The sequence below is a fragment of the Thauera humireducens genome (assembly GCF_001051995.2).
Lineage (GTDB): Bacteria > Pseudomonadota > Gammaproteobacteria > Burkholderiales > Rhodocyclaceae > Thauera > Thauera humireducens.
This window is the reverse complement of the sequence record NZ_CP014646.1, coordinates 3043393-3067288: the sequence shown is the minus strand read 5'-3', so window position 1 is coordinate 3067288 and position 23896 is coordinate 3043393. Positions and strand designations below refer to the sequence as shown.

At 69.0% G+C, this 23896-nt stretch carries 24 protein-coding genes; 4 read left to right on the top strand and 20 right to left on the bottom strand.

From position 1 onward, the window contains the following. Positions 1 to 69 precede the first annotated feature (69 nt). Positions 70 to 1218 carry a glycerate kinase gene (locus tag AC731_RS14375; RefSeq protein WP_048707067.1) on the top strand — a complete coding sequence of 383 codons (1149 nt, stop codon included), beginning with the start codon at positions 70 to 72 and terminating at the stop codon, positions 1216 to 1218. A gap of 37 nt (positions 1219 to 1255) precedes the next feature. Here AC731_RS14375 and AC731_RS14370 read toward each other — a convergent pair whose 3' ends face one another. From AC731_RS14370 to gudD, 10 genes are all read right to left on the bottom strand, one after another. Then, positions 1256 to 2239 carry a DMT family transporter gene (locus AC731_RS14370; protein WP_048707065.1) on the bottom strand — a complete coding sequence of 328 codons (984 nt, stop codon included), beginning with the start codon at positions 2237 to 2239 and terminating at the stop codon, positions 1256 to 1258. Between the two features lie 90 nt (positions 2240 to 2329). Then, positions 2330 to 3913: a galactarate dehydratase gene (gene garD, locus AC731_RS14365; protein ID WP_048707063.1), complete on the bottom strand. Its 1584-nt coding sequence runs from the start codon at positions 3911 to 3913 to the stop codon at positions 2330 to 2332. A 38-nt stretch (positions 3914 to 3951) separates the two neighbouring features. Then, positions 3952 to 4965 (bottom strand): lactonase family protein, encoded by a 1014-nt coding sequence (locus AC731_RS14360; protein WP_048707060.1) that lies wholly within the window; start codon positions 4963 to 4965, stop codon positions 3952 to 3954. Positions 4966 to 4972: 7 nt separating this feature from the next. Beyond that, on the bottom strand, positions 4973 to 6259 hold the full coding sequence (locus tag AC731_RS14355; RefSeq protein ID WP_232435116.1) for a TRAP transporter large permease: 1287 nt from the start codon (positions 6257 to 6259) through the stop codon (positions 4973 to 4975). Further along, positions 6256 to 6789, bottom strand: coding sequence for a TRAP transporter small permease (locus AC731_RS14350; RefSeq protein WP_048707056.1), 534 nt, complete (start codon positions 6787 to 6789; stop codon positions 6256 to 6258). Before AC731_RS14350 ends, AC731_RS14355 begins: the two co-directional genes overlap by 4 nt. Before the next feature lie 71 nt (positions 6790 to 6860). Continuing rightward, positions 6861 to 7853 (bottom strand): TRAP transporter substrate-binding protein, encoded by a 993-nt coding sequence (locus tag AC731_RS14345; protein ID WP_004263414.1) that lies wholly within the window; start codon positions 7851 to 7853, stop codon positions 6861 to 6863. A gap of 79 nt (positions 7854 to 7932) precedes the next feature. After that, the gene (locus AC731_RS14340) at positions 7933 to 8754 is read right to left on the bottom strand and encodes an NAD-dependent epimerase/dehydratase family protein (RefSeq protein WP_004263409.1); all 822 of its coding nucleotides are present in this window, start codon (positions 8752 to 8754) and stop codon (positions 7933 to 7935) included. 29 nt (positions 8755 to 8783) lie between these two features. After that, entirely contained in the window at positions 8784 to 9548 is a 765-nt protein-coding gene (locus tag AC731_RS14335) for an aldolase/citrate lyase family protein (protein WP_004263406.1), read from the bottom strand. Positions 9549 to 9642: 94 nt separating this feature from the next. Beyond that, entirely contained in the window at positions 9643 to 10527 is an 885-nt protein-coding gene (glxR, locus tag AC731_RS14330; protein WP_048707053.1) for a 2-hydroxy-3-oxopropionate reductase, read from the bottom strand. 49 nt (positions 10528 to 10576) lie between these two features. Next, positions 10577 to 11926, bottom strand: a complete 1350-nt coding sequence (gudD, locus tag AC731_RS14325; protein WP_048707051.1) for a glucarate dehydratase — start codon at positions 11924 to 11926, stop codon at positions 10577 to 10579. 396 nt (positions 11927 to 12322) lie between these two features. Here gudD and AC731_RS14320 point away from each other — a divergent pair, with 396 nt between their 5' ends. Genes AC731_RS14320 through AC731_RS14310 form a run of 3 tightly spaced genes read left to right on the top strand, consistent with a single transcriptional unit; the run spans position 12323 to position 15022 of the window. Beyond that, complete coding sequence (locus AC731_RS14320; RefSeq protein ID WP_004263401.1) at positions 12323 to 13084, top strand: FadR/GntR family transcriptional regulator; 762 nt, start codon at positions 12323 to 12325, stop codon at positions 13082 to 13084. A gap of 42 nt (positions 13085 to 13126) precedes the next feature. Beyond that, positions 13127 to 14062: an AEC family transporter gene (locus tag AC731_RS14315; RefSeq protein ID WP_048707048.1), complete on the top strand. Its 936-nt coding sequence runs from the start codon at positions 13127 to 13129 to the stop codon at positions 14060 to 14062. A 9-nt stretch (positions 14063 to 14071) separates the two neighbouring features. Beyond that, entirely contained in the window at positions 14072 to 15022 is a 951-nt protein-coding gene (locus tag AC731_RS14310) for an AEC family transporter (RefSeq protein WP_048707046.1), read from the top strand. A 10-nt stretch (positions 15023 to 15032) separates the two neighbouring features. On the opposite strand, the gene cobJ is transcribed toward AC731_RS14310, so the two are convergent. From cobJ to AC731_RS14260, 10 genes are read right to left on the bottom strand one after another with little or no spacing between them, the layout of a single operon-like run. Then, positions 15033 to 16040 (bottom strand): precorrin-3B C(17)-methyltransferase, encoded by a 1008-nt coding sequence (gene cobJ, locus AC731_RS14305; protein ID WP_082794337.1) that lies wholly within the window; start codon positions 16038 to 16040, stop codon positions 15033 to 15035. After that, positions 16037 to 16477, bottom strand: coding sequence for a cobalamin biosynthesis protein (locus AC731_RS14300; protein ID WP_048707043.1), 441 nt, complete (start codon positions 16475 to 16477; stop codon positions 16037 to 16039). Before AC731_RS14300 ends, cobJ begins: the two co-directional genes overlap by 4 nt. Beyond that, positions 16474 to 17250 (bottom strand): cobalamin biosynthesis central domain-containing protein, encoded by a 777-nt coding sequence (locus AC731_RS14295; RefSeq protein ID WP_082794417.1) that lies wholly within the window; start codon positions 17248 to 17250, stop codon positions 16474 to 16476. The genes AC731_RS14300 and AC731_RS14295 overlap by 4 nt, the downstream gene beginning before the upstream one ends. A gap of 23 nt (positions 17251 to 17273) precedes the next feature. Beyond that, a complete protein-coding gene (gene cobI / locus AC731_RS14290; protein ID WP_048707038.1) occupies positions 17274 to 18080 on the bottom strand; it encodes a precorrin-2 C(20)-methyltransferase in 807 nt (268 codons plus the stop codon). After that, entirely contained in the window at positions 18077 to 19471 is a 1395-nt protein-coding gene (locus AC731_RS14285) for a bifunctional cobalt-precorrin-7 (C(5))-methyltransferase/cobalt-precorrin-6B (C(15))-methyltransferase (protein ID WP_048707036.1), read from the bottom strand. Before AC731_RS14285 ends, cobI begins: the two co-directional genes overlap by 4 nt. Then, complete coding sequence (locus tag AC731_RS14280; protein ID WP_048707035.1) at positions 19464 to 20630, bottom strand: cobalt-precorrin-5B (C(1))-methyltransferase; 1167 nt, start codon at positions 20628 to 20630, stop codon at positions 19464 to 19466. The genes AC731_RS14285 and AC731_RS14280 overlap by 8 nt, the downstream gene beginning before the upstream one ends. 9 nt (positions 20631 to 20639) lie before the next feature. Next, complete coding sequence (locus AC731_RS14275; RefSeq protein WP_048710167.1) at positions 20640 to 21320, bottom strand: precorrin-8X methylmutase; 681 nt, start codon at positions 21318 to 21320, stop codon at positions 20640 to 20642. 13 nt (positions 21321 to 21333) lie between these two features. Next, complete coding sequence (locus AC731_RS14270) at positions 21334 to 22263, bottom strand: sirohydrochlorin chelatase (protein ID WP_048707034.1); 930 nt, start codon at positions 22261 to 22263, stop codon at positions 21334 to 21336. After that, on the bottom strand, positions 22260 to 23087 hold the full coding sequence (gene cobM, locus AC731_RS14265) for a precorrin-4 C(11)-methyltransferase (RefSeq protein WP_048707032.1): 828 nt from the start codon (positions 23085 to 23087) through the stop codon (positions 22260 to 22262). The genes AC731_RS14270 and cobM overlap by 4 nt, the downstream gene beginning before the upstream one ends. After that, positions 23087 to 23725: an energy-coupling factor ABC transporter permease gene (locus AC731_RS14260; protein WP_048707031.1), complete on the bottom strand. Its 639-nt coding sequence runs from the start codon at positions 23723 to 23725 to the stop codon at positions 23087 to 23089. The genes cobM and AC731_RS14260 overlap by 1 nt, the downstream gene beginning before the upstream one ends. Between the last annotated feature and the right edge of the window lie 171 nt (positions 23726 to 23896).

The window sequence follows — 23896 nt, the reverse complement described above, 5'->3', positions numbered from 1 at the left end:
CGGTGATGGCGCTGCCCTAAGCTGTGTCGTCCTGTTCGTGAGCCTTTTGTCGCCCGGAGCCCCCTGTTCATGAAGATCGTCATCGCCCCCGATTCATACAAGGAAAGCCTGTCCGCGCTGGAGGTTGCACAGGCGGTCGAGGCGGGCTTCCGCGCCGTGTTCCCGCAGGCCGACTATGTGCTGGTGCCGGTGGCCGATGGTGGCGAGGGCACGGTCGAGGCCATGGTCGCCGCGACCGGCGGGCGACGGCTGGAGGTGGCGGTGACTGACCCCTTGGGCGAGCCGGTGCAGGCCTTCTACGGGCTCACCGGAGACGGTGAAACGGCGGTGATCGAGATGGCCGCGGCCAGCGGCCTGGCGCTGGTGCCGCCGGCGCGGCGCAATCCGCTCCTCACCACCTCGCGCGGTACCGGCGAGCTGATCCGCAGCGCGCTCGACGCCGGCGCGCGCCGCTTCATCCTCGGCATCGGTGGCAGCGCGACCAACGATGGCGGGGCCGGCATGGTACAGGCCCTGGGCGCGCGCCTGCTGGACCGGGATGGGCAGGTGTTGGCACCCGGCGGTGCGGCGCTGGCGGCGCTGGCGCGCATCGATGTGTCGGCACTCGACCCGCGCCTGGCCGAATGTCGCATCGAGGTCGCCTGCGATGTGGATAACCCGCTCACCGGCCCGCGCGGTGCCTCGGCCGTGTTCGGCCCGCAGAAGGGCGCGACCGCCGGGATGGTGCCCACCCTGGACGCCAATCTGGCCCATTTCGCCCGCATCATCGACCGTGATCTGGGTGTCGCGGTCGATCAGGTACCCGGTGCCGGTGCCGCCGGTGGCATGGGCGCGGCGATGCTGGCCTTCTTCGGCGCGACGCTCAAACCCGGCATCGAGATCGTCACCGCGGCAGTCGGACTCGAGGCCCACGTCCGCGATGCCGATCTCGTCATCACCGGCGAAGGCCGCATCGATTTCCAGACCGTCCACGGCAAGACGCCGGTCGGTGTCGCCCGCGTGGCCAAGCGCCACGGCAAGCCGGTGATCGGCATCGCCGGCTCGCTCGGGGCCAATGTCGGCGTCGTCTACGCGCACGGCATCGACGCGGTGTTCAGCGTGCTGAACGCGCCTTGCTCGCTGGATGACGCCTTGCGCGAGGCGGCGGCGAATGTCGAACTCACGGCTCGCAACGTTGCCGCCACCCTCCGCGCGGGCATGTCTGCCCGTCCGTGCTGAAGGATTCCCTGTCCGACACGGAGATTGCCGTTCGCACTCAGGCGGTCCGGTCCTTCGTGCCGGTGGCGCGTTCTGCAGCAGCGTCCGTCGCTTCCGCGCTGCGCTCGGTCGTCACCCACCAGATCCCGGCCGACACCATCGCCAGCGCGAGGGCGTTGCGCCATTGCAGGATGTCCTCGCCGAGGAAGATCGCCGACAGCACGGCCCCGAACACCGGAATCAGGAAGTTGTACACGGTGACCATGCCGACGCGGTTGTACTTCAGCAGCGTCGCCCAGATGGCGAAGGCGGCCGAGGACAGCACCACCATGTAGGCCAGCAGCGCGGTGGAGGCGAGGGTGAAGCCCTGCAGGGTGCCCCCGCTGCCATAGCCCATGGCCAGCAGCACCGCGCCGCCGATGGCGAGCTGGTGGCCGGTCATCACCATCGAGTCCATGCGTTGCGACAGACGCTTGCCATAGATGGTGGCGGCCGACAGCACGAAGGCCGCGATGACGATGAAGCCCTCGCCCAGCAGCGTGAACTCGAAGTCGAAGCCGGCCGCGCCGCCCGCCAGATTGACCACCATGACGCCGGCGAAGCCCACCGTGCAGCCGAGGACCTTGCGATAGCTCAGGCGGTCGTTGTGATAGATGAAATGCGCCAGCAGCACGCTGAAGAAGGTGCCGGTGGCGTTCAGGATCGAGCCCTTCACGCCGGTGGTGTAGGCCAGGCCGACGTAGAAGAAGACGTACTGCAGCGTGGTCTGGGTGATGCCAAGCAGGCCGAGCGCGCCGAGGTCGCGACCGGTCAGCCGGAACACGGGCTTCTTCATCAGGCTGGCGAGCACGAGCAGCACCCAGCCGGCGAACAGGAAACGCCAGCCGGCGAACACCAGCTTGCCCGGAATGTCGTCGGCGGCGATGCCGAACATGGCATAGCCGTTCTTGATTGCCGGGTAGGCACTGCCCCACAGCATGCAGCACAGTGTGGCGAGCAGGAGAACGGCCCTCGGCCCGGTAAAGTAGCGGCGACTGTCCATTGGTACGAATCTCCCTGTACAAGTTGTGATGCGCGCCCGTTCTCCAGGGAAGGGGCGCGGCGGATGTAATGGCGGGGGGACGCTGCGGGTTCAGGTCACCGGTGCGGGGTTGAACAGCACCAGCGCGTTGGCGAGCTTCCAGTGTTCGGCCCAGGTCTTCCTGCGGCCGCTGGCGACGTCGAGCATCAGGTGGAACAGCTCCCAGCCCACGTCTTCGATCGTGGCGTCGCCGGTGGCAATGCGGCCGGCATCGACATCCATCAGGTCATGCCATCGCCGGGCGAGTTCGCTGCGGGTGGCGACCTTGATCACCGGGCATTCTGCCATGCCATAGGGCGTGCCGCGACCGGTGGTGAAGATGTGCAGGTTCATGCCCGCGGCCAGTTGCAGCGTGCCGCAGATGAAGTCGCTGGCCGGGGTCGCGGCATAGATCAGCCCCTTCTGCTTCAGCTTCTCGCCCGGCGCGAGCACGCCGGAGATGGGGGCGGTGCCGGACTTGATGATCGAGCCCATCGCCTTCTCGACGATGTTCGACAGCCCGCCCTTCTTGTTGCCCGGGGTGGTGTTGGCGCTGCGGTCGACCTGGCCGCGCTGCAGGTAGGCGTCGTACCAGGCCATCTGCGCGATCATCGCCTCGGCCACGCCGGCGTCGATGGCGCGTGCGGTGAGCTGGTCGATGCCGTCGCGCACCTCGGTGACTTCCGAGAACATCACCGTGGCGCCGGCCCGCACCAGCAGGTCGGTGGCGAAGCCGACCGCCGGGTTGGCGGTCACGCCCGAGAACGCATCGCTGCCACCGCACTGCACGCCGACGACCAGTTCGGCGGCCGGCACCGTCTCGCGCCGGCGTGCGTTGAGGCGTTCGAGATGTTCCTCGGCGGTGCGCATGATCGATTCGATCATGGACATGAAGCCGACATGGCGTTCGTCCTGCAGGCAGACGACGTCGAGCCCGGGTTCCGCACTGGTGCCGACGTCGGCGACGTTGCGTTCGTCGACGATGGGGATGCTGCCGGGTGGCAGCAGGCGTTCGGGCTGCAGCTTCTCGCAGCCCAGGCTGACGACCATGACCTCGCCGCCGAAGTTGGGGTTGAGGCTGATGTTGCGCAGGGTGCGGATCGGCACGATGGCATCGGGTGCGTCGATCGCCACGCCGCAGCCATAGCTGTGTTCCAGCCCGACGACGTCGTCCACGTTGGGGTACTTCGGCAGCAGTTCGGCCTTGATGCGCGCGACCGCGAAATCCACCACGCCGGCCACGCACTGCACCGTGGTGGTGATGGCGAGGATGTTGCGCGTGCCGACCGAGCCGTCGGGGTTGCGAAAGCCCTCGAAGGTGTAGCCCTCCAGCGGCGGCAAGGGCGCGGTGCGCCTGGTGGCGATCGGCAGGCCGTCGAGTTCGCGCGCCTCGGGCATCCGCAGCAGGCGTTCATGTACCCAGCTGCCGGCCGGGATGTCTTTCAGCGCATAGCCGATGGCGACGTCGTAGCGCCGTACCGCGGTGTCGGCGGGGATGTCGACCAGCGCCACCTTGTGGGCCTGTGGCACTGGCTCGCGCAGCACGAGACCGTTCGGCAGCGCCGTGCCAGCCGGCAGGCCGCCGTCATTGGCGACGATGGCGACGTTGTCCGCGGGGTGCATGCGGATCGTGAGCGGGGCGGGGCGGTGGGACATGGCGTGGCTCGGCGTGGGCGGGAGGGGCGCGTCCGGCATCAGGGCGCGGGCAGGTCGACGATCTCGACCCAGTTCGGATTGCGGCCGACCTCGATGCGCTGCACGGAAGCCAGCGCGCCGCTGACGGGGTCGATGGCGTAACGGCTGAGCCGGTCGGACAACTGGCCGACGGCGAGCAGCCATCGCCCGCGGCTATCGATGGCGAAGCCGCGCGGCTGGATTTCGGTCGGCACGTGGCCGACGAGGGCGAGCCGGCCGCTGTCGGCATCGATACGGAATGCCGCGAGCGTGCTCGAACGGCGTTCGCTGGCGTACAGGAAGCGGCCATCCGGCGTGAGCTGCAGGTCCGCGGCCCAGGGTTCGCCCTCGAATCCGGGCGGCAGGGAATCGACGGTCTGCAGCGGCGTGAGCGTGCCGGTGTCCGCGTCGAAACCGAGCACGTCCACGCTGGCGTCGAGTTCGTTGAGCAGATAGACGAAGCGGCCGTTCGGGTGGAAGCGCAGGTGGCGCGGCCCGGCGCCAGGGCGCACGGTCAGTGCGGCGGGGACGTTCGGTGTCAGCCGCCCGCTCGCGGCGTCGAAGGCGAACTGCATCACCACACCGCCGCCCAGGCTGGTGGCGAGCACGTGGCGGTTGGACGGCGCGGGCAGGATGGCGTGGGCGTGGCGGCCGGTGGCGATCGACTGCCGTACCGGCCCGGCGCGGCCGTCGGCAGCGATCGGACTGACGGTGACCACGTCACCCTGGTAGGACGCGGCGAACAGCCAGCGACCGCTGCGATCGGTGGCGATGTAGGCCATGCTGGCCGGCAGCGGCGCTTCGCCCAGGCGGCTCAGCGCGCCGTGGATGGGGTCGATGGCGAAGCTGACCACCGCCATCGGTTCGCTGCGCCGCGCCGCGTAAAGGAAGTGGCGGCAGGGGCTGACGGCGAGCGGCATCACCGTGCCGCCGACCTCGGCAGTGCCGAGCGGCGCCAGCTTGCCGTTGGTCGCCATCGACAGGATGGCGATGTCGCCACTGTCGGCGTTCGAGACATAGACGACGGTGCTCATGGCCGGCTCACAGACCCAGTGCACGCGGCAGCCACAGCGACAGGCCGGGGATGTAGGTGACCAGCAGCAGCACGGTGAAAAGTGCGACGAAGAAGGGCATCGTCGCCTTCGTCACCACGCCGATCGGCAGCTTGGCCACCGCGCTGCCCACGAACAGCACCGTGCCTACCGGCGGCGTGATCAGGCCGATGCCCAGGTTCACCATCATGATCATGCCGAAGTGCACCGGGTCGATGCCGAGCGCGGTGACTACCGGCAGCAGGATCGGGGTCAGGATCAGGATCAGCGGGGCCATGTCCATCAGCGTGCCCAGCGCCAGCAGCATGACGTTGATCAGCGCCAGGATGACGTAGCGGTTGTCCGAGACCGTGGTGAAGGCAGCGGTGACCTTGGTCGGGATCTGCATCAGCGTCATCAGGTAGCCGAAGGCGGCGGCGAAGCCGATCAGGATCATGACGATGGTCACGGTCTTGACCGTGCGGTGCATCAGCTTGGGCAGTTCCGACCACTTGTAGTCGCGATAGATGAACATCGTGACGAAGAAGGCGTACACCACCGCGATTGCCGCGGACTCGGTGGCGGTGAAGACGCCGCTCAGAATGCCGCCGAGGATGATGACGATGGTCAGCAGGCCCCACATCGCTTCGCCGACGATCTTCAACGCCTGACGCAAGGGGATCGGGTCGCCCTTGGGGTAGTTGCGCTTCTTGGCGATGAACAGGCACATGATCGCCAGCGTCAGCCCGAGCAGCAGACCGGGGACCACGCCGGCCATGAACAGGCTGGCGATCGACACCGTGCCGCCGGCGGCGAGCGAATAGATCACCGCGTTGTGGCTGGGCGGGATCAGGATGGCCTGCACCGAGCCGCTGACCGTGACGGCGGTGGCAAAGGCGCGCGGATAGCCCTTGCGCTCCATCTCGGGGATCAGCACCGAGCCGACCGAGGCCGTGTCCGCCACCGACGAGCCGGAGATGGCGCCGAAGAAGGTCGAGGCCAGGATGTTCACCAGCGACAGCCCGCCGCGGATGAAACCCACCAGCACCCCGGCGAAGGCCACCAGACGGCGCGACATGCCGCCTTCGGCCATGATCGCGCCGGCCAGCACGAAGAAGGGAATCGCCAGCAGCGAGAACTTGTTGACCCCGGAGGCGAGCTGGATCATGACCGCTTCGAGCGGCAGCTCGATCCACAGCGCGCCGACCAGCGCCGCCAGGCCCAGCGAATAGGCGACCGGCACCCCGATCGCGATGAAGACGGCGAGACTGCCGAGCAGGACCAGGGCGTCCATCATGCGCCTCCTTCGGCGTGTTCTTCGTGGTGCTCGTCGAAGCGCACGATCGGGCGCATGTGCTGGCTGCCGAAGACGATGCGTTCGATGACGAACAGCAGGGTGATCATGCTGCCGACCGGCAGTGCGAGATAGGTGTAGCCGACCGGCATCGAGGGCAGTTCGGCGACGGTCTGGCCCATGGTGGCCAGCACCAGGTCCATGCCGTACCAGGCGACGAAAATGCTGATGGCCGCCATCAGCAGGTCGACCAGTTTCGCGCACAGCCCCTGCAGGGTCGCGGGCAGGCGCTCGGTCAGCATGGCCACCGCGATGTGGCCGCCGGCACGGTAGCTGGCCGCGGCGCCGACGAAGGTGAACACCACCATCAGCATGATCGAGATCGGCTCGGGCCAGTGCGAGCCGGTGCCCAGCACGTAGCGCGAGAACACGCCCCAGGGAATGATCAGGGACATGGCCAGGATGGACAGGCCGGCGACCCAGATGCAGGCGTGATAGAGATGGTCCATCAGCCGGACGAAGGGATGACTCATTTGGAGAAGACTCCGGAGGTGGGGCCGATGCCCGCTCGGAACACCGGCCCCTGGGAGAGACGTCTTGGGTCTTACTTGACGGCTTCGATGCGCTTGATCAGGTCGGCGTACTTCTCGCCGTACTTCGCGCGCACCGGCGCGGTGGCATCGTAGAAGGGCTTGTTGTCCACCTCGATGAACTCGACGCCGGCAGCCTTCAGCTTGGCCACGCTTTCCTCCACGCTCTTGTTCCACAGCTCGCGCTGTTCCATCTGCGCCTCACGGCCCAGCTTCTTGAACATCGCCTGGTCGTCCGCCGACAGCTTGTCCCAGGTGACCTTCGACATCACGATGATCTCGGGAATCATCAGGTGCTTGGTCTGGGTGTAGTACTTGGTGCCGGTGGTGTAGTGGTTCGAGGTGAACAGGCTGGGCTCGTTGTTCTCGGCGCCGTCGATCACGCCGGTCTGCAGCGCGGTGAAGACTTCGCCGTAGCCCATCGAGATGCCGTTGCCGCCCATCGCGTTCATGGTGTCGATGAACAGCGGATTGCCCATCATGCGGATCTTCTGGCCCTTCAGGTCGTCGGGCGTGCGCACCGGCTTCTTGGTGTAGAGGCTGCGGCTGCCGGCCACGGTGAAGGCGAGCGCCACCATCTTGGCCGGCGAGGCGCTGATCTTGTCCAGCATCTCCTGGCCGATCGGGCCATCGAGCACCGCGTGCAGGTGGGCCTCGTCGCGGAACATGAAGGGCATGTTGAAGACGTTGACCTCGGGCACCACGTTGCCGACCGGGCCGAGCGAGGTGCGCAGGATCTGGATCGCGCCGAACTGGGTCTGCTCGATCATCGTCTTCTCGTCGCCGAGCACGCCGCCGGGGAACATCTGGAACTTGATGCGGCCGTTGGTGGCGGCCTCGACCTTCTTGCCCATGTTCTCGACCGCGACCACGGTCGAGTAGCCGGCGGGGTGGACGTCGGCGGCCTTCATGACCATCTGCGCACTGGCGCTCATCGGAGCGAGGCCGGCGAAGCCGAGCGCCGCCATCAGGGCGCCGGTGGCGAGGAACTTCCTGCGGGTTTTCATCTGAGTCTCCTTCCTTTGGCGAGGTGCTACGAGGCCGCTTGCGGCGGTGCGCGGCCGGTTATGAAAAGGGATTGCGGGGTCAGTCGAACGGTCCCTTGGTGACGAAGCCGCCACCCTGGTACAGCGCGACCGGATCGTTGCGGTCGATGGTCTGCTGGCGCGCCTCGACTTCGTCGCGGAAGACGTCCGAGCTGTCGAGCGGGCGGTAGCCGATGTGTCTGGCGTAGGTGTTGTCCCACCAGGTGGTGGCGTTGTCCGACATGCCGTAGATGACGCTGTGGCCGACGATGGGGGCGGTCAGGCCGGCCACCACCAGGCGCTCGAGGTCGTCGTAGCTCATCCAGGTCGCGAGCATGCGGCGGTCGACCGGGGCCGGGAAGGACGAGCCGATGCGCAGGCTGACGGTCTCGATGCCCCAGCGGTCGAAGTAGAGCTGGGCGAGGTTCTCGCCGAAGGCCTTGGACAGACCGTAGAAGCCGTCTGGGCGGACCGGCACGCGGGTGTCGATCACCTCGTCCTGGCGGTAGAAGCCGGTGACGTGGTTGGAGCTGGCGAAGATGATGCGCTTGACCCCGTTCTTGCGCGCCGACTCGTACAGGTTGTAGGCGCCGACGATGTTGCCGGCGAGGATCGGCTCCCACGGCTGCTCGGTGGATACGCCGCCCATGTGCACCACGGCGTCGACGCCTTCGAGCAGGCCCAGCATGGCGTCCTTGTCTTCCAGCGAGGCGATCATGATCTCTTCGCCGGCCTCGGGGGCGCCGAGGTCCGAACGGTGGCTCACGCGCAGCACGTCGCAGTAGGCGCGCAGCCGGGGGCGCAGCACCTTGCCGAGGTTGCCGGCCGCGCCGGTCAGTAGCAGGCGCTTGAAGCGGATGGGGGAGGCGGGTTTGTCGAGCATGATGGTCGTCCTGGGTTCGAAGCGGGAGTTCAGCCCTTGAAGCGTGCAGCCAGTGCCTGTGCGCCGTCGCGCAGCACGTTCTGGTCGGCGCCAACGGCGACGAACAGGCAGCCGAGTTCGACGTAGCGCTGCGCCAGCGCCTCGTCGCCGGTCAGGATGCCGGCGGCCTTGCCGCAGGCCTGGATGCGGCGGATCGCGTCCTCGATCGCGGCCAGCACGTCCGGGTGCTTGGGATTGCCGAGATGGCCGAGTGCGGCCGACAGGTCGCCCGGGCCGATGAAGACGCCGTCGATGCCGTCCACGCTGGCGATCGCTTCCAGGTTCTTCAGCCCGTCGATGGTCTCGACCTGCACCAGCACGCAGATCTCGTCCTGGCAACGATGGGCGTAATCCTTGACGCGGCCGTAGTTGGACGCGCGCGGCGCGCCGGCGTAGCCGCGCACGCCCTGGGTCGGGTAGCGCGTGTAGGCGACGGCGTTGCGGGCCTCTTCCTCGGTCTGCACGTAGGGGACGAGCAGGGTCTGCACGCCGATGTCGAGCAGGCGCTTGAACAGCACCATGTCATTCCAGTAGGGGCGGATGATGGCCGAGGCCGTGCCGCCGTTCATCGCCTGCAACTGCGACAGGATGGTGCCGACCTCGTTGGGCGAGTGCTCCATGTCGAGCAGCAGCCAGTCGTAGCCGCAATGGGCGAGGATCTCGGTGCTGATGTTGCTGCACAGGTGCGACCACAGGCCGATCTGCTTCTGGCCGGACTGGATGGCGTGCTTGAAACGGTTGATGGGCAGGTCCATGGTCGGTTCCGTCAGGGCTGTTGGAGGTGGCAGGCACCGCGGCGACGGGCGTCGTCCATGGCGCCCGCCTGGGAGAGCGGTCGGGGTCGGGGGCTCAGTTGCCGGCGATCTTGTGGTTGGCGGCGATCTCCAGGGCCTGCACCAGGCCGGAGTGGTCCCAGGCCGCGCCGCCGTGGGCGGTGCAGGCGTTCATCAGCTGCAGCGCGCTGGCGGTGTGGGGCAGCGACAGCCCCAGGGCCCGTGCGCCTTCGAGCGCGAGGTTGAGATCCTTCTGGTGCAGCTCGATGCGGAAGCCGGGGTTGAAGGTGCGCTTGATCATGCGCTCGCCATGCACCTCGAGGATGCGCGAGGACGCGAAGCCACCCATCAGCGCCTGGCGTACCTTGGCCGGATCGGCGCCCGCCTTGGAGGCGAACAGCAGCGCTTCGCCGACGGCCTCGATGTTGAGGGCTACGATGATCTGGTTGGCGACCTTGCAGGTCTGGCCGTCACCGTTGCCGCCGACCAGGGTGACGTTCTTGCCCATCAGCTCGAACAGCGGCCTGACCTTCTCGAAGGTGGCTTCGTTGCCGCCGACCATGATGGTCAGGGTGCCGGCCTTGGCGCCGACCTCGCCGCCCGACACCGGCGCGTCGAGGTATTCGCATCCCAGTGCGTTGATGCGCTGGGCGAATGCCTTGGTGGCGATCGGCGAGATCGAGCTCATGTCGACCACGATCTTGCCGGCGGACAGGCCTGCGGCGGCGCCGTCCTCGCCGAACAGCACCTCACCGACGTGCGGCGTGTCGGGCACCATGAGGAAGACGATGTCGGCCTGCTGTGCCACTTCACGGGCGTTGGCGCAGGCCTTGGCGCCCTTCTCCAGCAGTTCGGCCGGCACCCCGCTGCGCGACTGCGCGAAGAGTTCGTGACCGGCCGCGAGCAGCTTGCCCGCCATCGGTGCGCCCATGATGCCGAGGCCGATGAATCCGAGTTTCATGTGAGTTCTCCGTGATCGTATGAAATGACGTGGGGTCGGGGGTGGCGGCTCAGCGCACCATGCACGGCCGCTTGTTGTCGAAGGTCCAGCCTGGGATCAGGTATTGCATGGCCACCGCGTCGTCGCGCGCGCCGAGGCCGTTCTCCAGGTAGCAGCGGTGGGCCTTCTCGAGCTGGTCCTCGTCGAGCTCGATGCCCAGGCCGCCCTTCTGCGGCACGGCGACCTTGCCGTCGACGATCTGCAGTGGCGCACGCGTCAGGCGCTCGCTGCCTTCCTGCCAGATCCAGTGGGTGTCGATGGCAGTGATGCGGCCGGGCGCGGCGGCGGCGCAGTGGGTGAACATCGCCAGCGAGATGTCGAAGTGGTTGTTGGAATGGGAGCCCCAGGTCAGGCCCCATTCGTGGCAGATCTGCGCCACCCGCACCGAACCGGCCAGCGTCCAGAAGTGCGGGTCGGCGAGCGGGATGTCCACCGACTGCAACTGGATCGAATGCCCCATCTGGCGCCAGTCGGTGGCGACCATGTTGGTGGCGGTGGGCAGGCCGGTCGCGCGGCGGAATTCGGCCATCACCTCGCGGCCGGAAAAACCGCCTTCGGCGCCGCAGGGGTCTTCCGCGTAGGCCAGCACGCCGTGCAGGTCGCGCAGCAGGCGCACCGCATCCTTCAGCAGCCAGCCGCCGTTGGGGTCGAGCGTCACGCGTGCCTGCGGGAAGCGTTCGTGCAGGGCACGGACGGCTTCCACCTCTTCCTCGCCGCGCAGCACGCCGCCCTTGAGCTTGAAGTCGTTGAAGCCGTAGCGCGCGTGGGCGGCCTCGGCCAGGCGCACCACACCCTCGGGTGTCATTGCTTCCTCGTTGCGCACGCGGAACCAGGCTTCGTCGGCGTCCGCTTCGCTGCGGTATTTCAGGTCGGTCCGGTTGCGATCGGCGATGAAGAACAGGTAGCCGAGCATCTCGACTTCCGTGCGCTGCTGGCCTTCGCCGAGCAGGGCCGCGACCGGCACGCCCAGATGCTGGCCGAGCAGGTCGAGCAGCGCGGCCTCGACCGCGGTGACGGCGTGGATGGTCACGCGCAGGTCGAAGGTCTGCAGGCCGCGGCCGCCGGCATCGCGGTCGGCGAAGCGCTGGCGCATGGCATTGAGCACGGCGTTCCAGTTGCCGACCGGTTGTCCGACGATCAGGCTGCGGGCGTCTTCCAGCGTCTGGCGGATCTTCTCGCCGCCGGGCACCTCGCCCAGGCCGGTATTGCCCGCGCTGTCCGTCAGGATGAGGATGTTGCGGGTGAAGTAAGGGCCGTGTGCGCCGCTCAGGTTCAGCAGCATGCTGTCCTGGCCGGCGACCGGGACGACTCGCATGGTGGTGACGACCGGGGCGTGGCTGGCGGGCTGGGAAAGACTCATGAAGAGGGCTCCTGCGTCCTGCGGCTTAAGATGTCTGACATCCTATAATTCGGTTTTTCCTCGTGCAAGACTTTTCCTGATGAATGAAAAGATTCTATTTATTGCTTTGCAGCATGAAATGCGCGCATACAAAGAGTTTTTTCGCTTTCGATAAGGGCTCAAACCCTTACTGCATTGCATGAATGGGGGCTTCAAGACGTGTCTGGTGATGTGATGACCAGGCCGATCCCCGAGGTTTTACTGATGATGTCTGACAAGTGATGGTTCTGACGAGCATTCGCGTGCTTGGCTGAAGACATCAGACAACATACAATTCAGCCCTAATCCAACGACATGCGACAGGCGCTCGCCTGCCGCCTCGCCGATCACTGACGAGGGCGCGCTGCGCGATACGACATGAGTCCCGACCCCCTTCCTTCCGCATCGAAACCGCGCCGCCCCGCCCGCGGTCTGGCGCACGACGTGGTGGCCGACCTGACGCAGCGCATTCAGACAGGCGAACTCCGACCCGGCGACAAGCTGCCGACCGAATCCGAGATCGTGCGCGAACGGGGTGTCAGCCGTACGGTGGTACGCGAGGCGATCTCGCGACTGCAGGCCGCCGGCCTGGTCGAGACGCGCCACGGCATCGGTTCATTCGTGCTGGCGCCGGCCCGCGCGCCGCAGGGCACCTTGCGCATCGACCCCGCCACCTTGCACACGGTGCGTGACATCATCTCCATCCTGGAACTGCGCATCGCGCTCGAGACCGAGGCCGCATCGCTGGCGGCCGTGCGCCGCACCGACGCCCAGCTCGACGAGATGCGCGCGGCGCTCGACGATTTCCAGGACGCGGTGGGCAACCAGGGCAACTGTGTCGGCGCCGACATCCGCTTCCACCTCGCAATCGCCAAGGCCACCGGCAATCCGCACTTTTCCGACTTCATGAAGCACCTGGGCGAAGCCATCATTCCGCGTGCCCGGGTCAACACCGCCCGGCTGGCGGGCGACGACTTCGCCGCCTACCTGTACCGCGTCAATCGCGAGCACGAGGACATCTACAACGCGATTCGCCGGCAGGACACCGAGGCGGCGCGGGCGGCGATGCGCACCCACCTGTCCAACAGCCGCGAGCGTCTCGTGCGTGTGCAGGAAGAGGCGGAGCGTCCGCCGGCCTGAGTGCCGCGTGGGCGCGGTCGGCCATCTGAGCAAGGAAGGGTCTTGGACATCATCTTCGGCATCATCCTGCCGGTTTTCGGCACGCTCGCGCTTGGCTATGCCGCGGCGCGCCTCGGCGTGTTCGACGAGGCGGCCAATCGCGGGCTGTCCCTGTTCGTGTTCAACTTCGCCCTGCCCTTGATGCTGTTCCGTGCCATCGCCCAAGCCGATCTGCCGGAGGCGATGCCCTGGGGCTACCTGCTGTCCTACTACATCGGCGCCTTTGGCGTGTTCGGCATGGCGATGGTGGCGGCGCGCGCCCTGTTCGCGCGCCGTACCGACGAGCAGGCGGTACTGGGCCTCGGCGCCGGCTTCTCGAATACCGGCATGCTCGGCATCCCGCTGGTGATGACCGCCTACGGTCCGTCTGCGGCCTTGCCCCTGTTCGTGATGATTGCCTGCCACAGCCTGCTGATGCTGCCGCCCACCACCGCGCTGATCGAGGCCGCGCGCGGCGGCAAGCAGTCGGCGGCGGCGACCTTGCTGAACCTAGGCAGGAGCGTGCTGGGCACGCCGATCATCTGGGGCCTTTCCTGCGGGCTGGCCTTCGCGCTGTCGGGCATCGAGATTCCCGGCCCGGTCGATGCCGTGGCCAAGGGCCTGGGCGGTGCGGCCACGCCCTGCGCGCTGTTCGCGCTCGGCGCCTCGCTGACGCGCTACAGCCTGGGTGGCAACCTGCGCGAGCCAGCCGTGCTGGTGGCCCTCAAGACGGTCGTGCATCCGCTGCTGGTGTGGCTGCTGGCCACGCAGGTGTTCGACGTGCCCCCGTTGTGGATGATGACCGGCGTGCTGCTCGCGGCCCTGCCGGCGGGGATCACGCCCTACCTGTTCGCTCAGCGCTACAACGCCTGCCAGTCGACCGTCGCCTCGGCCGTGTTCCTGTCGACCGTGCTGTCGGTGTTCACGCTGTCCGGACTGCTGTTCCTGCTGCGACCCTGACGCGCGCCGATGACCGATTTCCTCTCCATCCTGGGTTTCTCCTTCTCGGTCACCGGACCGATCTTCGTGCTGCTCGGCCTCGGCGTGCTGCTGCGCCGTACCGGCATGCTCACCGACGGTTTCATCGAGGGCGGCTCGAAGCTGGTGTTCACCATCGCCCTGCCCACCCTGCTCTTCATCAGCATCGCGCGCACGCGCATCGCGGAGTCGGCCAACGCCGGCATGATCGCCTACGGCCTGCTGGCGACGCTGGCGATCTACCTCGCGCTGGAGTGGGTGGCGAAGTACATCGTCCGGCCCGAGCGCGACCGCGGCGTGGTGGTGCAGGGCGCCTTCCGCTCCAATTTCGGCGTCATCGGCCTGGCCTACTGCGTCAATGCCTACGGCGATGCGGGCCTGGCGGCAGCCTCGCTCTACCTCGGACTGGTGACGATCCTGGTCAACATCCTCGGCGTCATCACGCTCAGCCGTTCGCTGCATCGCAGCCAGGGCGCCGGCCGCATCGCGCGCGGCATCGCGACCAATCCGCTCATCATCGGCATCCTGCTGGCGCTGCCGGTGTCGGCGCTGGAGATCCGCCTGCCGGCGCTGGCCCTGCAGTCGGCGCAATACGTCGCCGACATGACGCTGCCGCTGGCGCTGCTGTGCACCGGCGCGTCGCTGAACTTCCGCAGCCTGCGCTCGGAGATCGCCAGCACCGCGCTGGCGACGGTCGGCAAGCTGGTGCTCGTGCCGCTGGTGCTGACGGCGGGCGCCGTCGCGCTCGGCTTCCGCGGCATCGAGCTCGGCATCCTGATGCTGATGGCCTCCTCGCCCTCGGCCGCAGCCGGCTACGTCATGGTGCGCGCGATGGGCGGCAACGCCGCGCTGGCGGCCAACATCATCGCGCTGACGACCCTCGGCTCGCTGCTGACGACGAGTCTGGGCGTGATGCTGCTGCGCAGCGGCGGGCTGATCTGAGCCACGGCGCTTACACCGCAGCTTCGGGCGGTGCTTCGGCTGCGCCTGTCGCCTCGTCCGCCGGTTCCGCCAGCAAGGTGGCGATGTAGTCCTGCGGCAAGCGGTACTCGGCGGCGAGTTGCGCTGCGTCGGCGCCGCTGGCGCGAATCGCCTGCAGCCACCCTTCCAGGCCGGTCGACAGCGAGCGGCCCGCCCGTTCCCCGTCGCGAGTGGCGCGTTCGCCTGCGGCGACCTCGTACTTGTTGCTGTAGCCGCGCGGCGTCACCATCAGGCCGTCGCGCACGAAGGTGTTGGAGTTGCCGATCAGCACGGTGGTCAGCATGCCGATATCGGCCTCGGTCATGCGCGCCAGCGTGGTGAATTCGATGCGCTGCTTCGGCCGGTAGGCCGACTTGACGATGGCGACCGGTGTGTCGGGGCGGCGGTGGCGCAGGAACAGGCGCTGGGCCTCGACGATCTGGCGGGTGCGGCGGCCGCTCTTGGGGTTGTAGAGGGCGACGACGAAATCGGCGTAGGCGACGGCATCCAGGCGGCGGGCGATGGTCGGCCACGGTGTGAGCAGGTCCGACAGCGAGATCGCGCAGAAATCGTGCGTCAGCGGCGCGCCGACCAGCGCGGCGCAGGTGTTCAGTGCAGAGGCGCCAGGGACGATCTCGACCTCGATGCCCGAATCCGGCGTCCACCCGGCCTGGAACAGCACCTCGAAGGTGGGGCCGGCCATGCCATAGACGCCGGCGTCGCCGGAGGACACCAGCGCGACCTTGCGGCCCTGGCGCGCGCGCTCGAGCGCCTCGATGGCGCGGTCGAGTTCCTCGGTCATCGACTTCCTGATGACCTCCTTGCCTTCGAGCAGGTCGGCAACCAGGCGGATGTAGGTGACGTAGCCGATCACGGTGTCGGCCTCGGCGATCGCGGCGCGCGCGCGCGCCGTGAGGTGCGCGTGGGCCCCGGGGCCGAGGCCGACGAGCATGATCTTGCCGCCGGGAGCGGCGGGGCGGAGGGGTTCGGGCGCGTTCATGCGGGCATCCTTGCGATGGAGACGGTGGCGTTGCGGCCGTCGGGGCCGCGCAGCTTGTGTTTTTCGACGCGCAGAGCGCCGGGGTCGGTGGCGAGATCGGTTCCGGCGGCAAGCAGTGCGGCAGCCTCGGACACCGAGGGTGTGCCGGTGTATTTGCGCACCGTTTCCGACGGGTTGGGCACGGCGACCGCGGCCAGCAGCTGTGGCGGAAAGAAGCGTGGCGTCCAGCCCGCCGCGGCGACGGCCTCGAGCAGGCCGGCTTCGTCCGCCTTGAGCGTGATGCTGGCCACGGCGAGGACATCGCGGCGCGACGCGCCGATGCCGGCGAGCGCCGTGTCGATGGCCTGTGCGATGGTCGCGGCCGGCGTGCCGCGGTCGCAGCCGAGGCCGAGCGCGAGTCTCTGAGGACCCGGGCCGGCGCCCCCGGCCGCGCTCAAGCCGCCTCCGGCGCCGCGGGGCGGTAGATCACCCGCTTGCCGGCGAGGCGAGCGGCATAGCCGGTGGGCAGCGGCCGCTGGCTGATCCACAGCACCGCGCCGAAGTGCTCGGGATCGACGTCCTCCAGCCGCTCGAAGCGCTGGATGTTGGTCGGCAGCGGGCCGCTGCGACCGTTGGCGTGGCGAGACCACCAATCGGTGCTGCCGGCCTCCTGCACCAGCGCCACCGGTTCGTCGTTCACCACTGCGGCGCTGGCGCGCACGATCTCGTCGTGGCTGGCCTCGAAGGTCCAGCCCAGCTCGCGGCCGAGCAGGTCGACCGCCAGCGTTTCGCGTGCGTCCGACGCGGTGGTCAGCACCGGGGTGGCACCCACTGCCTGTTGCAGCACGCCGGCGATGGCGTTGGCGCCGCCGAGGTGGCCGGACAGCACCGGAATCGCCCAGCGCCCCGCTTCGTCGAGCACCACCACGCCGGGGTCGGTCTCCTTGTTCTTCAGGTGCGGTGCGACCAGACGCACCACCGCACCCAGCGACACGATGGCGATGATGCCGTCGAAGCCGGCGAACAGCGCCGGCACCTGGTCGCCGACCTTGCCTTCGTAGCAGGCGAAGGCGCCGGGTGCGGCGGCTTCGGCCTCCACGCCGAACTTCTGTGGCGCGAACAGCATGGCGCCGGGCAGCGCCGCGATGACGCGACCGGCCAGCGCGATGCCGTGGCGGGTGATCGACACGACGGCGATGCGGGTGTTGGGAAAGGGCAGGTGTTGGGTCATCGTTGGCGACATCGGGCGGGATCTCAGGAAATGGTGGCTTCGGCCTGCTGTTCGGCGCGCTTGCGGCAGCCACGGCGCAGTTCGCCGCGCTGGCGCTTGGGGTTCTGTACCAGCAGCAGCGACAGGTAATTGACCTTCGCGCCGCGCAGGCTGGCCACGTCATGCACGACGCGCTGTGCGGGCGCTCCCACCTTCTCGACGAAGCAGCTGCTGGCGAGCAGGCCGCGGCGTTCGAGCAGGTCGAGCACCTCGTCGAGCAGCGGCTTCACCTTCATCAGCACCAGGGTGTCGAACTCGTCGAGCAGGTGGTCGATGACGGCGGTGCCGTAGGCGGCGGGGATCACCGCCATCGTCTCGTCCTCTTCCGCCAGTGCGAGGTCGGCCACGGCCGCGGCGGCAGCGAAGGAGCTGACGCCGGGGATGGTCTCGACCTCGACCTCGGGTGCCAGCTCGCGCACGGCGCGGGCCAGGTGGCGGAAGGTGGAGTAGGTGGACGCGTCGCCTTCCACCAGGAAGGCGAGGTCGCGGCCTTCGGCCAGCAACTGCAGCGTCTGCGCCGCGGCGCGTGCCCAGGCCCTGGCGAGCGCGATCGCGTCGCGCGTCATCGGGAACACCAGTTCGACGGCGTCGTCCGGAACCGCCAGTCCGCCACGGCGGGCGATGTCCAGTGCGTAGGAGGATTCCGCGGCGCGCTTGACCGGATAGGCCCAGCGCGCGCCCGACTGCAGTGCGGTCCAGCCGCGGCGGGTGATGAGGTCGGGGTCGCCGGGGCCGAGCGAGACGCCGATCAGGCGGCCGAAACGATGGGGGGTCAGTGTGGGCGCGTTCATGCGGTCTCCTTGCGGGCGGTGACGATCCACACCGGGTTCTGCGCAGCGAGCCGGTGCATGTCGAGGATGGGCTGGCTGCGCGCGGCCGACAGCATGGTCACGTCCCAGGCAGCGCCGCTTGCAGCCAGTGCGGATGTGGCGGTGGCGAGGTTCTCGAGGGTGACGAAGTTCATCACCAGCCGGCCGCCGGGTCTGAGCCGGCGAAGTACGAGGCCGATCAGTTCGCCCAGTTCGCCGCCCGAGCCGCCGATGAAGACCGCGTCGGGGTCGGGCCAGGCGTCCAGCCCGGCCGGGGCCTTGCCTTCGTGCAGGCTGTAGTTGCTCGCGCGCAGGCGACGGGCGTTGGCGCGCGCGTTGGCGGCATCGCCCGCGTTCTTCTCGATCGCCCACACATGGCCATGGCGGGCGATCCGGCTCGCCTCCAGGCCGACCGAGCCGGAACCGGCGCCGATGTCCCATACCCTGCTGTCGGCGCGCAGCGCCAGCTTGGCGAGCGACACCGCGCGCGCCTCCAGCTTGGTGATCAGGCCCTTCTCGGGGCTGCGCTGCACGTAGTCGAGATCGTCGAGGCCGAACAGGGGGGTATCGGCGGGCAGGGCGCGGAGCGCGGCATCGGCTGCAGTCGCCGTCTCCCTGCCCGCCGCCGCCCCGTCTCGTCGCTCGGGGGAGTGCGAGCGTTCGATCACGAGGATGTTGGGCTCCGGAAAACGCCGGGTGGCGGCCTCGTGCAGGCTCAGTCCCTCGAAGACGGCCTCGTCGTCCAGGCACAGGCGGGCGACCACCGACAGGCGCAGGTCCTCGCCGCCGCCCGGCTCGCCATAGCCGGCCGCCAGCAAGGCGCGGGCGATGCGGTCGGGGCTGTTGGCCGGGCTGGTGAAGCTGGCGACCAGCGGATGCTCGGCGACGGCGCGGACCAATCGGTACAGGCCGTGCTCCGGCGTCGGCCCGGGCTGCAGCGGGTCGGCCTGCCATTCGCCGGCATCGGCGCCGTGGCAGGAGGTGAAGCGGGCCTCCTGCCACGGCCTCTTCAGGCGGGCGAAGGCGAGCTGCAGCGTGGACGGCGCGGGCAGCACCTCGATCCGCGCGGCGCCGAGCTTGCCGATCAGGAAGCCGGCGATGCCGTGGCACAAGGGGTCGCCGGTGGCGAGCACCACGGCGTGGCCACCCTGCCCGGCAACCTCCTCGATCCAGCCCGGCACGCGGCTCAGCGCGCCGTCCATGTCCAGCAGGCGGGCGGCCGGCGCGTGTGGCGCGATCAGCGCCAGCGTGCGTCCGGCACCGATGACGCAGGCAGCGGCTTCGATGCGCTGGCGCGCCACAGCGCCGAGGCCGTCCCAGCCGTCGTCGAGCAGGCCGACGATGCTGCAGGCGGGCGTGGTGGATTCAGGCATGCGTGGTCTCCATCAGGTCGGCCTCATCGACAGTCACGATCGGCACGCCCTCGAAGTTGCAGGCCAGCACCGTGAGCCGGTGCGGGCCGGGGTAGCGCTGGCGCAGGCTGCGGATGGCGCGCTCGGCCAGCGCGCGGTGGAAGGCCACGGCCAGGCCGAGTCCGGCCAAGCGTTCGGCGGCGAAGCGGGCGGTCTCGGCGGCGCGGATCTCGGCCACGAGTGCGGGTGGCGCACCGACCTCGGCGGCGGCGCCGGCGATCAGCGCGCGGTCCACTTCCTCGCGCCAGGCGTGCGTGACCGACAGACCCTGGGCGATCTTGGTGAGCTTGCCGACCATGGCGCCGACGATGATGTGCTGCATGCCCTGCTTCACCGCGGTGGTGAAGGCGGCCTTGACGAAGTCGCCCATCTGCACGAAGCAGGCTTCGTCCAGTTGCGGGAACTCGCGCATCGCGCATTTCTCGGTGCGCCCGCCGGTGGTGAACACCACGCTGGTCTGGCCCTGGTTGGCGGCGACATCGATGGCCTGGATCACGCTGGCGCGGAAGGCGGCGGTCGAATACGGGCGGACGATGCCGGTGGTGCCGAGGATGCTGATGCCGCCGACGATGCCGAGGCGGGCGTTGAGCGTCTTCTTCGCCATCTCTTCGCCGCCCGGCACCGAGATCGTCACCGCCAGGCTGTCCCCGGCGTCGAGGAGGGGGGCGCCCGCGGCGCGCACGTTGTCGACGATGTTGCGCCGTGGCACCGGGTTGATCGCCGGACCGCCCACGTCCAGCCCGAGGCCGGGCTTCGTCACCACACCCACGCCGGGGCCGCCCAGGAGGATCACTTCGCCGCCGCCGCCGGGGATGCGGCGTACGTCCGCCGTGAGGTGGGCGCCATGGGTGGCGTCCGGGTCGTCGCCGGCGTCCTTGACCGACACCGCGTGGGCGTGATCGCCGTCGACATGGCCGTCGGTGATCGCAAAGCGCACCCGCATCGTGTTGGGCAGCACGCACTCCACCGCGTCCGGTACCGCGCCCCGCACGAGGCCGAGCGTGGCTGCGGCCGCTGCGGCGGCCGAGTTGGCACCGGTGGAGAAGCCGGTGCGGTTGCCACGGTCGCGCCGGGCATCGCCCTTGCGCACCTTCTCCGGCAATGCGTGTCCTGCCGCCATGGCCGGTCCTCAGCCCTGCAGGGCCTGCAGCTGGCGAGCCTCGGCCAGCCCGAGCAGGGCGTGGATCGCCGCCACCACCAGGGTCGAGCCGCCCTTGCGGCCGCGGATGACGATCCACGGCACTTCGTCGACCCCGGCCATCAGGTCCTTGGATTCGGCCGCCGACACGAACCCGACCGGCATGCCGACGACCAGCGCCGGGCGCACGCCCTCGTCGCGGATCAGCCGCACCAGCTCGATCAGCGCCGTGGGTGCGTTGCCGATGCCGACGATGGCGCCGTCGAGCAGGCCGAGCCGGTGGGCCTTGCGCATCGCCTGCACCGCACGCGTGGTGTCCTCGGCGCGGGCGCGTTCGATGACATCGGCGTCGGAAATGAACTGATGGGTGCGCATGCCGAAGTGCGCCAGGCGCGAGGCCGACAGGCCGACGCAGATCATCTCGACGTCGGCGACGATGTTCGTGCCGCCACCGAGGAGGGCGGCGAGGCCGGCTTCCACCGCGTCCGGGTGGAAGTCCGTGAGGCCGTTGAAATCGAAGTCGGCGTTGGCGTGGATCATGCGGCGCACGACCGGCCACTGGCCGGCGCCATAGGCATGGGTGCCGACCTCGGCGTCGATGATGGCGAAGGAGTCGTGCTCGATCGCGCGACCGGCGGCGGTCAGCTGTTCGGTGACGGTGTTGGTGTTCATCGCGGCGCCGGCCTCAGGCGTGAGCATGTTCATGGGCGTGGGCATGGTCGGAACCGTGGTGATGGCCATGGTCGTGGTCCGTGTGATGGACGTGCGAGTGATGGACGTGTGTATGGCTGTGGTCATGCAGATGCTCGGCCTCAGCGGCGAGGCGGTACTTGCAGCCGTCGCACTCCAGCAGCGCGCCTTCGGGCAGTTCCTGGCCGCCGACCTTGGCGTCGAGCAGATCGAAGATGCCCTTGTCGAAGCCGAAGTGCGTGCCGAGGGCGAAGGCGATCTGCGGGTACTGGCGCTGCAGGCGCTCGACCTGGGCCTTGATGCGTTCCATCAGCACACCGGTGAAGAGGTACACCGGCACGACGCAGATCTGCGTCATGCCCAGCCGCGCCTGGCGCTGGACGACGGTTTCGAGTCGCGGCCAGGTGACGCCGGTGAAGGCGAGGTCGACCAGTTCGTGGTCGCCGTCCTCGAACAGCCAGCGCGCCATCTTGGCCAGCTCGCCGTTGGCGCCCGCGTCCGACGAGCCGCGGCCGAGCAGCACCACGCCGGTGGTGCGCGGGTCGGGCATGTCGAGCTGCTTCAGCAGGCGGTCGAGCTGGCCCTTGAGCACGCTGAAGATCTCGCGCCCCATGCCGAGGTGGCGGGCGCAGGCGAAGGCGACGCCGGGGTGGCGCTGGCGCGCGCGCTCGATGGCGGCCGGCAGCTCCATCTTGACGTGGCCGGCGGCGTTGAGGATGAAGGGAATCGTGACCACCCGGCGCGCGCCGTGCGCGGCACGGTCGAGGCCCGCGTCGAGCAAGACCTCGGCATGCTCGATGAAGCAGGTCTCGATGCGCCAGCCGGGGTGGCGATCGCGCCACTGGGCGGCGAAATGCAGGATCTCCTGGTTGCCCTCGCGATTGCGCGAGCCGTGGCCGACGAGGAGGATGGCGGTGTCGTTCATGCGGATTCTCCGGTGGGCAGGCCGGCTTCGGAGGCAGGCGCCGAGGCCTTGCGGAAACGGTGGCCGAAGCCCGGGTCGTAGAGCTTGGAGCGGGCGATGTCGGGCCAGTGGCGGGCGCCGAGCGCGGGGCTGGCGATGATCATGGCCTGGCTGGCGATCTTCTCGTCCTGGCAGCGGCGCTTGATGTCGGCCAGCGTGCCGCGGACGATCTTCTCCGCGCCCGGCCAGCTCGCCTTCTGCACCACAACGATGGGCGCCTCCTCCGGCCAGCCGGCGGCGCGCAGCGCGCGCTGCACCTCGTGCAGCAGCGTGATCGACAGGAAGATGCACAGCGTCGTGCGGTGCGCGGCGAGCGCCGCCAGGTCTTCGCCCGGCGGCATCGGCGTGCGGCCGGCGACGCGGGTGAGGATCACGGTCTGCGTCACTTCCGGCAGGGTCAGGGTCTCACCGGCGGCGGCGGCCGAGGCCATCGCCGAGGACACGCCCGGCACCACCTGCCAGGCGATGCCCGCCGCATCGAGCGGGCGGGTCATCTCGACCAGCGCGCCATACAGGCCGGGGTCGCCGGTCTGCAGGCGCACCACGGTGCGATGGCGGGCGCAGGCGTCGAGCAGCCAGGCGCTCATGGCCTCGAGCGTCATGTCCCTGGAGTCGCGGATCTCGCAGTCGGCCGGCGCGTACTGCGTGGCCGTGCGGTCGACCAGCGAGCCGGCGAACAGGATCGCTCCGGCCTGCTCGAGCAGGCGGCGGCCCTTCACGGTGATCAGGTCCGGGTCGCCGGGCCCTGCGCCGACGAACCAGACCGTGCCGGGCGTCCCGGTCATCAGCGGCTCGCCGGGACGGCGAAGCAGAGCTGGACCAGCGGGCGATGCGCCTGCGACTGCAGCAGCCTGACGACGGCCACGGTCAGCACCGGCTCGATCAGCACCACCGGCAGGTAGGCGGCGGCAAAGGTCATCCACTCGGCGAAGGGGGTGGCAACCTCGCCCATCGACAGCCAGAAGCCGACCATGATCGCGACGCCGGCGTAATAGGCGGCATCGAGCTTGAGCACCGACCTGATCTCGGTCGCTGCCCCGGCGGCGAGCCTGCGACCGAGGCCGAGATGCAGCGCAAGCAATGGCACGGCCAGCGACAGGAAGTTGACGCCCAGGTGCAGCAGGTCGGCGGGCTCGAAGATCACGCCCTGCAGCAGCAGGCCCAGGCCGAAGCCGAGCAGCGTGGGCACGAAGCCCAGCGTCAGGTAGATCGGCATCGCCCCGATGAAGTGCAGTTCCGACGCGCCGGCGGGCAGGTGGAAGCTCTGCATGAAGACCGAGAAGAACAGCGCCGCGAGCAGCGTACGCAGGACGAGTTGTGGCTGCTTGAGCAGTTGCGGTGCCTGGGCGGCGGCGAGGCCGATGGCGGTGAGATTGGCGGCGGCGATCTTGGCGCCGGAAAGGATGCCGGGTTCGATATGCATGATGACTCCCCACGAGTGCTTCGAATCAACGATGGGAGCCACGCAGGCGGAGTGTGCGTACGTGCGCGCACCCTGGCCTCGCCAAGGACGTGCGGACGCATGCAATACGAATCGGCTGGAGCTTCCGGCGCACGCAGGCAGCCGGCGGAAAACCAGTCGGATCGAACCCTC

What these genes read in the sequence shown, in the direction of transcription:
- AC731_RS14375 (WP_048707067.1), top strand. Translation starts at nt 70, where the DNA reads ATGAAGATCGTCATCGCCCCCGATTCATACAAGGAAAGCCTGTCCGCG.
- AC731_RS14370 (WP_048707065.1), bottom strand. Translation starts at nt 2,239, where the DNA reads ATGGACAGTCGCCGCTACTTTACCGGGCCGAGGGCCGTTCTCCTGCTC.
- garD (WP_048707063.1), bottom strand. Translation starts at nt 3,913, where the DNA reads ATGTCCCACCGCCCCGCCCCGCTCACGATCCGCATGCACCCCGCGGAC.
- AC731_RS14360 (WP_048707060.1), bottom strand. Translation starts at nt 4,965, where the DNA reads ATGAGCACCGTCGTCTATGTCTCGAACGCCGACAGTGGCGACATCGCC.
- AC731_RS14355 (WP_232435116.1), bottom strand. Translation starts at nt 6,259, where the DNA reads ATGATGGACGCCCTGGTCCTGCTCGGCAGTCTCGCCGTCTTCATCGCG.
- AC731_RS14350 (WP_048707056.1), bottom strand. Translation starts at nt 6,789, where the DNA reads ATGAGTCATCCCTTCGTCCGGCTGATGGACCATCTCTATCACGCCTGC.
- AC731_RS14345 (WP_004263414.1), bottom strand. Translation starts at nt 7,853, where the DNA reads ATGAAAACCCGCAGGAAGTTCCTCGCCACCGGCGCCCTGATGGCGGCG.
- AC731_RS14340 (WP_004263409.1), bottom strand. Translation starts at nt 8,754, where the DNA reads ATGCTCGACAAACCCGCCTCCCCCATCCGCTTCAAGCGCCTGCTACTG.
- AC731_RS14335 (WP_004263406.1), bottom strand. Translation starts at nt 9,548, where the DNA reads ATGGACCTGCCCATCAACCGTTTCAAGCACGCCATCCAGTCCGGCCAG.
- glxR (WP_048707053.1), bottom strand. Translation starts at nt 10,527, where the DNA reads ATGAAACTCGGATTCATCGGCCTCGGCATCATGGGCGCACCGATGGCG.
- gudD (WP_048707051.1), bottom strand. Translation starts at nt 11,926, where the DNA reads ATGAGTCTTTCCCAGCCCGCCAGCCACGCCCCGGTCGTCACCACCATG.
- AC731_RS14320 (WP_004263401.1), top strand. Translation starts at nt 12,323, where the DNA reads ATGAGTCCCGACCCCCTTCCTTCCGCATCGAAACCGCGCCGCCCCGCC.
- AC731_RS14310 (WP_048707046.1), top strand. Translation starts at nt 14,072, where the DNA reads ATGACCGATTTCCTCTCCATCCTGGGTTTCTCCTTCTCGGTCACCGGA.
- cobJ (WP_082794337.1), bottom strand. Translation starts at nt 16,040, where the DNA reads ATGAACGCGCCCGAACCCCTCCGCCCCGCCGCTCCCGGCGGCAAGATC.
- AC731_RS14295 (WP_082794417.1), bottom strand. Translation starts at nt 17,250, where the DNA reads ATGACCCAACACCTGCCCTTTCCCAACACCCGCATCGCCGTCGTGTCG.
- cobI (WP_048707038.1), bottom strand. Translation starts at nt 18,080, where the DNA reads ATGAACGCGCCCACACTGACCCCCCATCGTTTCGGCCGCCTGATCGGC.
- AC731_RS14285 (WP_048707036.1), bottom strand. Translation starts at nt 19,471, where the DNA reads ATGCCTGAATCCACCACGCCCGCCTGCAGCATCGTCGGCCTGCTCGAC.
- AC731_RS14280 (WP_048707035.1), bottom strand. Translation starts at nt 20,630, where the DNA reads ATGGCGGCAGGACACGCATTGCCGGAGAAGGTGCGCAAGGGCGATGCC.
- AC731_RS14275 (WP_048710167.1), bottom strand. Translation starts at nt 21,320, where the DNA reads ATGAACACCAACACCGTCACCGAACAGCTGACCGCCGCCGGTCGCGCG.
- AC731_RS14270 (WP_048707034.1), bottom strand. Translation starts at nt 22,263, where the DNA reads ATGAACGACACCGCCATCCTCCTCGTCGGCCACGGCTCGCGCAATCGC.
- cobM (WP_048707032.1), bottom strand. Translation starts at nt 23,087, where the DNA reads ATGACCGGGACGCCCGGCACGGTCTGGTTCGTCGGCGCAGGGCCCGGC.
- AC731_RS14260 (WP_048707031.1), bottom strand. Translation starts at nt 23,725, where the DNA reads ATGCATATCGAACCCGGCATCCTTTCCGGCGCCAAGATCGCCGCCGCC.